The sequence below is a fragment of the Kocuria sp. SM24M-10 genome (assembly GCF_001027955.1).
In the GTDB taxonomy this organism is placed as follows: domain Bacteria; phylum Actinomycetota; class Actinomycetes; order Actinomycetales; family Micrococcaceae; genus Kocuria; species Kocuria oceani.
Genome location: NZ_LDNX01000052.1, coordinates 1 through 11,018 on the forward strand (window position 1 = coordinate 1; position 11,018 = coordinate 11,018).

Consider the following 11,018-nt stretch of genomic DNA (forward strand, 5'->3'; position numbering starts at 1 on the left):
GCGGGCGCCGGGACCGCCGCCCGCGGGCGCCGGGACCGCCGGGCGCGGGCGGGCCGGGGGCGGACCGGGGCGTCGGAGGGAGGTGCGACAATGACCGGGTGAACCGAGCCGACCTGTCCAAGCAGCCGCACGAAGTCTCCGCCATGTTCGACGACGTGGCGCCGCGCTACGACCTCGTCAACGACATCCTCTCGCTGGGCCGGGCCCGCGGCTGGCGCAGGGTCGTGGCGGAGGCCGTCGCGGCGGTGCCGGGGGAGCGGGTGCTCGACCTCGCCGCCGGGACCGGCACCTCCTCGGAGCCCTACGCCGACGCCGGCGTGGAGGTCGTGGCCGCGGACCTCTCGCTCGGGATGCTCGAGGTGGGCCGCGCCCGCCGCCCCGACATCGAGTTCGTGCAGGCGGACGCCACGCAGCTGCCGTTCGCGGACGCCTCCTTCGACGCCGTGACGATCTCCTTCGGCCTGCGCAACATCCAGGGCCACCGCCGGGCGCTGGCCGAGATGCTGCGCGTCACCCGCCCGGGCGGGCGGCTGGTGATCTGCGAGTTCTCCACCCCCGCCCTGGCCCCGCTGCGCACCGTCTACACGGAGTACCTCATGAAGGCGCTGCCGGGGATCGCCGCGCGCACCTCCTCCAACCCCGCGGCCTACCAGTACCTCGCCGAGTCCATCGCGGCGTGGCCGGACCAGGAGGAGCTCGCCGCGCAGATCCTCGAGACGGGCTGGGAGGGCGTGCAGTACCGCAACCTCACCGGCGGCATCGTGGCCGTGCACCGGGCCGTGAAGCCCGGCCCGGCCCGATGAGGGCCCTCGTCCTCGGCGGCGGCCCGGCCGGTGCCACCGCCGGGTACTGGCTCGCGGCGCACGGGATCCGGGCCACGGTCCTGGAGAAGACCGCGTTCCCCCGGGAGAAGGTCTGCGGCGACGGGCTGACCCCGCGGGCCGTGCGGGAGATGCAGCTCATGGGCCTGCCGCACGGTCCGGAGCTGGGCTACGCCCGCAACCGGGGCCTGCGCCTGGTGGCCCGGCGGCGCACCGTCGAGGTGCCCTGGCCGGAGCTCAGCGACTTCCCCGGCTACGGGCTGGTGCGGACCCGCACCGGCTTCGACCAGCAGCTCGCCGAGCACGCCCGCGGCGCCGGTGCCCGGGTGCTGGAGCGCCGCTCCGTCACCGGGGTGCTGCGCGACCGCACCGGGCGGGTCGTCGGCGCCCGCGCGCACGTGCTCGACGACGCCGGGCGGCGCACCGGCGAGATCGAGGAGCACCGCGCCGACGTCGTGCTCGCCGCCGACGGCAACTCCGCCCGGTCCGCCGTGTCGGCCGGGCTGCACAAGCGCGGCGACCGGCCCATGGGCGTGGCGGTGCGCGCCTACTACGAGTCCCCCCGCTCGGAGCTGGACTGGATGGAGGGCTGGCTCGAGCTCACCGACGGCCACGACCCGCGCCGGGCGCTGCTGCCCGGCTACGGCTGGGTCTTCGGCGTCGGGGACGGCACGGCGAACGTGGGGCTCGGGATCCTGGACACCTCCCCGGCGTTCGGGTCCCTGGACTACCGGAAGGTGCTCGCCGGCTGGACCGCCTCCATGCCCGCCGAGTGGACCTTCGACGAGGAGCACCGCCGCGGCCGCGTGCTGGGTGCGGCCCTGCCGATGGCCTTCAACCGCACCCCGCACCACGTCCCGGGGATGCTCCTGCTCGGCGACGCCGCGGGACTCGTCTCCCCGTTCAACGGCGAGGGCATCTCCAACGCGATGGAGTCCGCCCGCTACGCCGCCGAGCACGTCGTGGCCGCGGCGGCCGCCAACGGCCCGGCCCAGCGCGAGCGCGTGCTCGCCGGCTACCCCGGCCGGGTGCGGCAGGAGTGGGGGGCCCACTTCACGCAGGGCCGCGTCCTCGCCCAGCTGATCGGCAGCCCCGCCGTGATGAAGGCCGCCGTGCGCACCGGCATGGCGGTGCCCGCCCTGATGCGGTTCGTGGTGCGGGTGATGACGGAGCTCTCCGACCGTCCGGCCACCGCGTGGGAGGACCGCGTGGTCGCCCTCCTGGACGCCCTGACGCCCCCCACGGACAACACCCGGCCCCCGAAAACTCGCTAGAGTGGTGGACCGTGACTGAAACCTCCTCCTCGAGCGCCGGCGGCCCCTCCACGGGTCTCGGCACCGATCAGGTGAAGCTGCCGGCCGGCTTCGACCTCATCGCGACCGACGACCGGCTGGGTCCGGTCGTGCTGCAGGCGCTCGCCCGGATCGAGGAGCGCCTGGACGAGGCGGTGCGCAGCGCCGACCACCTCGCCGACGTCACCTCCCGCCACCTGCTCCAGGCCGGCGGCAAGCGGGTGCGCCCGCTGCTGACCGTGCTGGCCGGGGAGATCGGCGGCGGCGTCAACGACGCCGTGCTCGAGGCCGCCGCGGTGGTCGAGCTCACCCACCTCGCGACCCTCTACCACGACGACGTCATGGACTCCGCGCCCCTGCGCCGCGGCGTGGCCACCGCCCAGACGGTGTGGGGCAACTCGGTGGCGATCCTCACCGGCGACCTCATCTTCGCCCGTGCCTCCTCCATGGTCTCCGACCTCGGCCAGCGCGCCCTGAAGATCCAGGCGCACACCTTCGAACGGCTCGTGCTGGGCCAGCTGCACGAGACGGTCGGCCCGCGCGACGGGCAGGACCCGCTGGAGCACTACCTCGACGTGCTCGCGGGCAAGACCGGCTCCCTCATCGCCGCCTGCGGGCACTTCGGCACCGTGCTGGCCGGCGCCTCGCAGGACGTCGTGGAGGTCATGGTCGAGTACGGGGAGAAGGTCGGCATCGCCTTCCAGCTCGCCGACGACGTCATCGACGTGGCCGGCGAGGACGAGGTCTCCGGGAAGTCCCCCGGCACCGACCTGCGCGAGGGCGTGCCGACCCTGCCGGTGCTGCTCCTGCGCCGCATGGCGGGGGAGGGCGACGCCGAGGCGCGGCGCGCCGTCGAGCTCCTCGACGGCGACCTCGCGTCCGACGCGGCCCTGGCCGAGGCCGTGGCCGCGGTCTCCGGGCACCGGGCCACGGACGAGGCCTGGCGGATCGCCCGCCGCTGGGCCGACGAGGCCATCGCCTCCCTCGCGCCGCTGCCGGACTCGGTGGCCAAGCGCGCGCTCGTGGCGTTCGCGCACGCCGTCGTCCACCGCGAGGCCTGAGCGAGGAGCCCGGAGGCCCCGCCCGGCACGGCCGGGCACCGGGGCGGACCCCGGCGCGGCGCGGTGGCCGGACGGACTAGCCTGTAGCCGTCCCCAGACCACTTACCGCACCCGAGGACCACCATGACCCAGTCCCCACCCGGCCGTGCCGCGGCGCCCCGCGAGGCGTTCTCCAGCCGCACGGTCTTCATCCTGGCCGCGATCGGCTCCGCCGTCGGCCTGGGCAACATCTGGCGCTTCCCGTACATCGCCTACGAGAACGGCGGCGGCGCCTTCCTGATCCCGTACCTGGTCGCCCTGCTCACCGCCGGGCTGCCGCTGCTCATGCTCGAGTACGGAGTGGGCCACCGTTTCCGCGCGTCCGCGCCCCTGGCCTTCCGCCGCCTCCACCCCAAGACGGAGTGGATCGGCTGGTGGCAGATGGGCATCAGCTTCGTCATCGCCGTGTACTACGCCGTGATCCTCGGCTACGCCATGCTCTACACGATCTTCTCGTTCAGCAAGGCGTGGGGCGACGACCCGGCGGCCTACTTCCTCACCGACGTCCTGCAGAGCTCGGAGCAGATCACGGTGGGCTTCGACTTCGTCCCCACCGTGCTGATCGCCACGGCGATCGCCTGGGCCGCGCTGCTGGTGGTCCTGCTGCTGGGCGTGCAGAAGGGCATCGGCCGGGTGAACCTCGTGCTCATCCCGCTGCTGGTGCTGATGTTCCTGTCGATCGTGATCATCGCCCTGACCCTGCCGGGAGCCACCGACGGGCTCAACGCCTTCTTCACCCCGAACTGGGCGGCCCTGGCCGACAGCTCCGTGTGGGTCGCCGCCTACGGCCAGATCTTCTTCTCGCTGTCCGTGGGCTTCGGCATCATGATCACCTACTCGTCCTACCTCAAGCCCAAGACGGACCTCACGAGCTCGGGCCTGGTCGTCGGCTTCGGGAACTCGAGCTTCGAGCTGCTGGCCGGCATCGGCGTCTTCGCGGCGCTGGGCTTCATGGCCGGCGCCGCGGGCACCAGCGTCGACGAGGTCGCGACCTCCGGCATCGGCCTGGCGTTCATCGCGTTCCCCACGATCATCTCCCAGGCGCCGTTCGGCACCCTGATCGGTGTGCTCTTCTTCGCGACCTTGACCTTCGCCGGATTCACGTCCCTGGTGTCGATCGTCGAGGTGGTCGTGGCCGCGGCACAGGACAAGCTCGGGCTGCGTCGGCGCAGCGCGGTCCTGCTGGTGGTCCTGCCCATGGCCCTGATCTCGCTCGCGCTGTTCACGACCACCACGGGCCTGAATCTCCTCGACGTGACCGACAACTTCGTCAACCAGTTCGGCATCGTCGCCGCGGCCCTGGTGTCCGTCATGCTGCTCACCGCCGGCTTCTCGGCGCTGCCCACGCTGCGGGACCACCTCAACTCCGTCTCCTCGTTCAAGCTCGGCCGGGCGTGGATGGTCGTGGTCGGAGGCGTCACCCCGATCGTGCTGGGCTACATCCTCATCAACACGCTCACCACGACCCTCGCGGAGGGCTACGGTGACATGCCGGCGTGGTTCGTCAACACGTTCGGCTGGGGCACCGCCGTCGGCCTGGTGGTCATCGCGCTGCTGCTCTCGCGGCTGCCGTGGCCGGCCTCGTCCGCGGCCTCGGACCTGAGTCCCTCCCCGGCGATCCTGGACGCCTTCGTGGACCGCAACCGGATCCGCGGCGACCAGCCGCTGTCCCGATGGTCGGACACCGCACTTCGCACCCCGGCCCTGGACCAGGACTTCTCCTACCGCACGGTGGAGCAGAGCGCGGCCGCACCGTCGGGCAAGCACGCCGCAGGGGCCGCCACCCCGGCCGCGCCCTGGACGACCAGCGCGTCCGGCACCGGGTCCAGCGCCCCGTCCGCCACCCCGTCCACGTCCGAGGAGGACCCCCGATGACCACGTCCGCCGTCATCATGATGATCGTCGCCGCGTTGCTGCTGTGGGGCGGCTTCGTCGCCGCGGTGCTGCACCTGCGGCGCACCCCGGAGGTGCCGGACGACGACCAGGGCTTCGGCACCGAGGACTACCCCCGCACCACCTGACCGTCGTCCCGGGCCCGCCCGCAACGGCAGGAGGGCCCCCGGCGCCGCGCGGCACCGGGGGCCCTCTTCGTGTCCTCGGACCGGTCCGGGTCCTCGCAGAGCCTGGGGCTCGCGCCGGCTGCTTCCCGGTCCGCCCCGGTCCGCCCCGGGCCTCCCGCTGCCGCTGCCGGCGAAGTTCCCCCGGGACCGGCTCAGCCCCGCCCCGCCCTCCGTGCCCGCGGCGTGCGCATGGCGTCGAGCACGAGCAGGAGAACGGCGAGCCACACGAAGCAGAAGCTGACCCAGCGCACCAGCGGCATCTGCTCGCCGAGCACGAGCACGGCCAGCAGGAACTGCATGATGGGCGTCAGGTACTGGATCATCCCCACCGTGGACAGCGGGAGCCGGCTCGCCGCGGCGCCGAAGAGGATCAGGGGCACGGCCGTGATCACCCCGGCGGCCAGCAGCAGCGCGGCGTGGCCGGGGCCCTCCGTGCCGAGGGTCAGGGAACCGTCCGCCGACAGCGCCGCCACGACCACCGCGGCCACGGGGGTCAGGGCCAGGGTCTCCACCGTGAGGGTCACCACCGCGGGGAAGGAGGCCCCCACCCGGTTCTTGACCAGCCCGTAGAGGCCGAAGGAGAAGGCCAGGCCGAGGGAGAGCCAGGGCACGCTGCCGTAGAAGACGGCCATCACCACGACGGCGACGAACCCCACCCCGACGGCGGCCCACTGCAGCCGCCGCATCCGCTCCCGCAGCACGACCACGCCGAGCAGGATGGCCACGATCGGGTTGATGAAGTACCCCAGGGAGGCCTCGATGGTGTGCCCCGTGGTCGTGGCGAGCACGTAGAGGAACCAGTTGATCCCGATGAGCAGGCCCGCGAGGGCGAGGGCCGCCAGGGTGCGCGGGGTGCGCAGGGCCCGGCCCAGCGTGCCCAGCTGCCGCGTGAGCGCGAGCAGCACCAGGCAGAACAGCAGGGAGAACAGCACGCGCAGCGCCACGATCTCCAGGGGCGTGGCCGGCTCCAGGACGACGAAGTAGAGGGGCAGCAGCCCCCAGATGCCGTAGGCGCCGAAGCCGGCCAGCAGACCGGCCCGGGTCCTCGACTGCTCGTCGGGATCCGGGCCGGGTGCGGTGTTGTATGCGGTCACGCTCGAGGGTACCGCCGGGCCTCAGAGGCCGAAGAATCGGCTGAAGAAGCCCTTCTTCCGCTCGCCCTGCTCCTCCTCGGCCGGCTCCTCGCCCTCCACCACGGGCTCGGCCTCGGCGCTGCCCGGGACGCCGGGACCGGCCACGACCTCCCGCTCCACCTCGCGCTCGGCGGCGGGCTCCGGGATCCGCTCGGCGACCGGCTCGCGGGGCTCCTCCGCGGCGGGGCGGACGGGCTCGGGCCCGGGCACCACCGTGGTGCTCACCCGGCCGGGACGCACGTCCCGGTCCGAGGGCTCCTGATCGAAGGGCAGATCGCCGTCCGCGGCGGCCGCGACCGGCTCCGCGGTCTCCCGGGGCTGCTCGTTCTCGCGCACCGGCGCCGCGTGCTCCGGGGCCACGTGCTCCGTCTCCACGAAGTCGGGGACCTCCAGCGGCTCGGACTCCTCCTGCCGGGCGTCGGCGGGCACCGGGGCCGCCTCGGGGGCGGCGGCCTGCGGCCGGCTCGCCTCGCGGGCGGCCGCGCTCTCCGCGGCGGCCCGGTCCTCGCGCAGGGCCACGGCCCGGGCACGGGCGTCCGCCGCGAGGTCCGCGAGCACGTCGGGGCCGACGGTGGGCTCGGCGGGCTCGACGCCGGAGATCTGGTGGTCGTCGAACCAGAAGCGCTGGGCGCCGTCCCGGACGGTCACCACGCACGTCGCCTCGGTGTCCCACTCGATGTGCGCGCCGCGCAGCTTGGCGTAGGAGTCCACCGCGAGGTTGTGGTCCACCGCGGTGTCGGTGGTCAGCGCCTCGGCGATGACCCGCATCATCCGCTCCACGGTGAGCTCGGGAAGCTCGAGCTCGGGGCCCTCCAGCAGCAACCACGCGGTGACGCCGCCGCCTGCGCCCGCGGGGTAGTGCGCGTAGACACCGGTCACGGCCTTGGCCGCGAGCGTCAGCCGGCGGGCGAGTCCGTCCGCCACGGGCAGCTCGTCGGTGGACAGCTCCTCCACGCCCAGGCGCCGGCCGGCCTCCCTCGCCTGCACCGCGGCGGAGACCACGGTGTCCGGGAAGTGGCCCAGCTCCTGCCAGGACCAGATCCAGGACCCGCGCGAGGTGGACTCGGTGCCCAGCAGGTACGGGGTGAGGCTCACGGGCGGGTCGGTCTGCAGGGTGAACGCGGGGGCGGAGAAGTCGACGTCCCACTCGGCGCCCTGGGTCAGCTCGGCCAGCCTGGCCTGGTACTCGGTGGAGATGAAGATCGACTCGTCGATCAGATCCTGCAGCGTTTTCGTCATGCGCCCAGGCTAGCAACCATCCCGGACGCGGGAGCGTCACGGCGGGGCCTCCGGCGTGCGTCGGGGACCCCGCCGGCGCCGCGGTGCAGGGGCGCGGCGGAGGGCCTTCGGTAGGGTGGTGGGCGAGGCCTCCGGGCTCCGCGGCGCCGCGTCCCGCCCGTGGCCGTCCGACGAGACCACCACGATCCGAGCAGGCCCCGCGCGGGCCGGGAACGAGCCACCGCATGAGCCAGACCCCCGCCACCCCGACCCCCGGACCGGGCCGGCAGGAGCTGCTGAACACCATCGGCACCTGGATCCTCTCGGTCCTGCGCACCGAGCCGGGATGGGACCGGATGATCGTGGACCTCAAGTTCCAGGGCGGCCGCGTCCACCTGCGCGTGCGCGAGCAGCGCGGAAAGGAGACGGTGCCCGGCACCGTGGGCCCCATCAAGGAGGACAGCGCCGTCATCCCGGCGGTCGAGCAGCTGCGGGACCGCTCCTACGTGCGGGGCCGAGGAACCTGGTTCACCGCGACCGTGGTGATCCTCGCGGAGGGCTGGCCCGAGCCCACCCACCGGATCGGCGGGACCTACGACCTCGAGGGCGAGCCGCGGCCGTGGGGGGCCGAGGGGCCCTGGACGGCGCAGGACCTGCTCGAGCACCTCCGGAGCTTCCCGCGCACCCGGGCCAGGATCCCGGGGTGGGCGGCCGAGCTCGCCGCGCGGGAGGGCGTCGAGCTGCCGGCCCTGGACCCGGGCGCCGAGCAGGAGCCGGAGCGCGAGGGCGTGGTCCACCCCCTGGTGCGGGCGGCGATCGACCGGTTCGTGGAGGCCCCCGACAACAAGGCGATGATCGAGGTCATCCGCCAGTGCATGGCCGGGTCCCTGCTGCTCGACGTCACCTCGAGCACCCTGGTCGAGGGCCCCGACGGGCAGGCCGTGGGGCCGGGCTCGACGCTGCGCGTCCAGACCCTCTCGGAGCCCGACGGGACCCGGTCGCTGGCCGCCTACACGTCGGCCGCCGAGGCGCAGGCCATGTTCGACCGGCACCACCCGGACGGGGGCAAGCCCGTGCTGCTGCGCGAGTCGGCCGTGAAGGTCCTGCAGATGCTGGTGGACGACCCCCAGCACGACCACCTGGTCATCGACCCCGCCCACCGGGGCTGCCGGATCAGCCGGCCCCAGATCCAGTGGGCGGTGCGGGCTCCGCACAACGACGTGGTCAAGGCGGCGATGCTCGAGAACAACATGTCCCAGCTGCTCGCCGGGCTCCTGGCCCCGGACGGGGTGCTGCTGCTCGGTGCCCGCGTACAGGGCGAACGGGCCGTCCCGGTCTACGCCAAGCCGCAGGAGGAGGGCGCGACCCCCGACACCCTGCTGCTGTTCACCTCCGCGGCGGAGGTCGCCGCCCTGGACCCGGGCCTGGAGGTGCGGTCCGCGCCGTCGCGCCAGGCACTGCGCTTCGCCCTGGACGCGGGGGCGGCGAAGGTGTGCATCAACGCCCACCCGCCCGTGGCGACGCTGACCGCCGAGCAGCTCCGGGAGCTGCTGGCCCTCGTGGAGAAGGAGGACACGCAGAAACCGGACACACAGAAACCGGACGCGCAGCAGGAGGACACGCAGGAGGAGCGGGCGGAACCGTCCGCGGGGCGGCGCGCCGCCCGGGAACCGCGCGAGGACTGAGCCCGGCGCCGCCCGGCCGAGGCCGTTCGGCGGGCCCGTTCAGTCGGAAATGTTCCGGTCGGGGACGTTCAGTGTGCGTCGTGCGACGGGGCCGGTGCGGCGGCCAGGCAGTCGGCGCAGATGCCCTGGTAGACGACGTCGGCGGCCAGCAGCTGCATGCCGTGGTGCTCCGAGGGCGTGAGGCACGGGGCGTGGCCGACGGCGCAGTCGACGTCGACGACCGCCCCGCAGCGCATGCAGTAGGCGTGGTGGTGGTTGTCGCCGGTGCGGGTCTCGTACAGGGCCGGCGAGGCCGGCGGCTCGAACTTGCGCAGCATGCCGACCTCGGTGAGGTCCGAGAGCACCACGTAGACGGACTGCACGGTGATCGCGGGCAGCACCGCGCGGACCTCGGCCACCACGTCCTCCGCGGTGGAGTGCGGGCGGCGTTCGACCGCGTCGAGGACGGCCAGCCGCTGCTTGGTGACGCGGCGGCCGTGGGAGCGCAGCCGGTCCGACCACGCGGCGGTGCGGCCGGCGTCCGGGGCGGGGCGTTCCGTTGTCTGCATGCCACCACCGTAGCGTTATCACGATGAACTCACAATAGTGCGGGAGGTCACCAGCCCGCCGGTGTGCGCCCCCACGCCCGTGTTACGAACGAAAAGGCGGCGTGACGCGGGCGCCGTGCCACCGTCCGGCGGGCCCACCTACGATGGGGTGCGGGGGATCGGGGGGTTCCGCAGCAGGAGGCGCACGCCTCGGCCGCGCGCCGGCACCGTCCGGGCAGGGATCCGGGCATCGCGAGAGCACTTCCGGGTCGCCCCGCACCGCCCTGCAGCCGCCCCCTCCCGAGAGCGACGGAGACCCATGACGCGCACCACCGATGAGGAGCTGCTCGCCGCCGTGCGGGCGGGAGAGCCCCACGCGTTCCAGGACCTCAGGGACCGGCACTGGCCCACGGCCGTGGCCGTGGCCCGCCTCCACACCCCCAGCCGCCCCGACGCGGAGCAGCTGGCCGGCACCGCAGTGGACCAGGTCGTCGCGGACCTGCCCGCCGGCGACGGACCGGAGGCCTTCCTCCGCGCCCGCCTGGTCGGCGTCGTGGGCCGAGCCGGGGCCGAGCCGCCGCGCTCCGCCGAGGCCGTGTCCCGCGTCTACCTCGGGCTGCCCCCGGCCTGGCAGGCCGTGCTGTGGCACGCCGAGGTGGAGGCGTTGCCGCTGGAGCGGACCGCCGCGGTCCTCGGCCTGAGCACCGCCGCCACCACCGCGCTGCACCTCGAGGCGCGCGCCGGGCTGCGGGCCGCCTACCGGAGGCTCCGGCTCGACCACCCCCGCACGTCCGCCTGCGAGGAGTGCGCCGGGGAGCTCGGAGCCCTCGTGGACGGGGTCCTGCCCGGGCCGCGGCGGAGCGAGGTCCAGGCGCACCTGGACGGATGCCCCCGCTGCACCGCCGACCTCCTGTACCTGCAGGACACCGAGGCCGGTCTCCGCGGCTGGGTGCTGCCGGTCCTCGCCGGTGTGCCCCTGTGGGGGAACACCGTGGACGAGCTCGGCGAGATCGTGCGCACGGCCGGCCGGGCGGGTGCGCAGCGCCCGGCCGCCGTCCCGGGGGCGGACCTCGCCGGAGGGTCCCTGGCCGCCGTCGGCACCGCGCGGCGGGGACGGAAGGTCCTGCTGGGCGCCGGCACGCTCGCGGCGGCCGCCGCGCTCGCCGGGCTGGCGGTGACGGG

Annotated in this window: 10 protein-coding genes; 7 read left to right on the forward strand and 3 right to left on the reverse strand. The window is 74.4% G+C overall.

Going from position 1 to position 11,018, the window contains the following annotated elements; all coding sequences use genetic code 11:
- Window positions 1-98: 98 nt before the first annotated feature.
- The 5 genes from ABL57_RS06085 to ABL57_RS21155 all read left to right on the forward strand — a co-directional run bounded on the left by ABL57_RS06085 (window position 99) and on the right by ABL57_RS21155 (window position 5,234).
- Window positions 99-803 carry a demethylmenaquinone methyltransferase gene (locus ABL57_RS06085; protein WP_047802564.1) on the forward strand — a complete coding sequence of 235 codons (705 nt, stop codon included), beginning with the start codon at window positions 99-101 and terminating at the stop codon, window positions 801-803.
- Entirely contained in the window at window positions 800-2,095 is a 1,296-nt protein-coding gene (locus ABL57_RS06090) for a geranylgeranyl reductase family protein (protein ID WP_047802565.1), read from the forward strand. The genes ABL57_RS06085 and ABL57_RS06090 overlap by 4 nt, the downstream gene beginning before the upstream one ends.
- An 11-nt stretch (window positions 2,096-2,106) precedes the next feature.
- Complete coding sequence (locus ABL57_RS06095) at window positions 2,107-3,174, forward strand: polyprenyl synthetase family protein (protein WP_047802566.1); 1,068 nt, start codon at window positions 2,107-2,109, stop codon at window positions 3,172-3,174.
- 123 nt (window positions 3,175-3,297) lie between these two features.
- Entirely contained in the window at window positions 3,298-5,088 is a 1,791-nt protein-coding gene (locus ABL57_RS06100) for a sodium-dependent transporter (protein WP_047802567.1), read from the forward strand.
- The gene (locus ABL57_RS21155; RefSeq protein ID WP_082157258.1) at window positions 5,085-5,234 is read left to right on the forward strand and encodes a methionine/alanine import family NSS transporter small subunit; all 150 of its coding nucleotides are present in this window, start codon (window positions 5,085-5,087) and stop codon (window positions 5,232-5,234) included. Before ABL57_RS06100 ends, ABL57_RS21155 begins: the two co-directional genes overlap by 4 nt.
- A 191-nt stretch (window positions 5,235-5,425) precedes the next feature.
- On the opposite strand, the gene rarD is transcribed toward ABL57_RS21155, so the two are convergent.
- Together rarD and ABL57_RS06110 are read right to left on the reverse strand one after the other, a co-directional pair.
- Complete coding sequence (rarD, locus tag ABL57_RS06105) at window positions 5,426-6,367, reverse strand: EamA family transporter RarD (RefSeq protein WP_047802568.1); 942 nt, start codon at window positions 6,365-6,367, stop codon at window positions 5,426-5,428.
- A gap of 21 nt (window positions 6,368-6,388) precedes the next feature.
- A complete protein-coding gene (locus ABL57_RS06110; RefSeq protein WP_047802569.1) occupies window positions 6,389-7,645 on the reverse strand; it encodes a DUF6882 domain-containing protein in 1,257 nt (418 codons plus the stop codon).
- A 224-nt stretch (window positions 7,646-7,869) separates the two neighbouring features.
- Between ABL57_RS06110 and ABL57_RS06115 the strand changes: the two genes are divergently transcribed.
- Complete coding sequence (locus ABL57_RS06115) at window positions 7,870-9,309, forward strand: SseB family protein (RefSeq protein ID WP_082157259.1); 1,440 nt, start codon at window positions 7,870-7,872, stop codon at window positions 9,307-9,309.
- A 68-nt stretch (window positions 9,310-9,377) separates the two neighbouring features.
- On the opposite strand, the gene ABL57_RS06120 is transcribed toward ABL57_RS06115, so the two are convergent.
- Window positions 9,378-9,857, reverse strand: a complete 480-nt coding sequence (locus tag ABL57_RS06120; RefSeq protein ID WP_047802570.1) for a Fur family transcriptional regulator — start codon at window positions 9,855-9,857, stop codon at window positions 9,378-9,380.
- A 298-nt stretch (window positions 9,858-10,155) separates the two neighbouring features.
- On the opposite strand from ABL57_RS06120, the gene ABL57_RS06125 reads away from it, so the two are divergent.
- A partial coding sequence (locus ABL57_RS06125) for a zf-HC2 domain-containing protein (RefSeq protein WP_047802571.1) occupies window positions 10,156-11,018 on the forward strand: 863 nt, incomplete at its 3' end.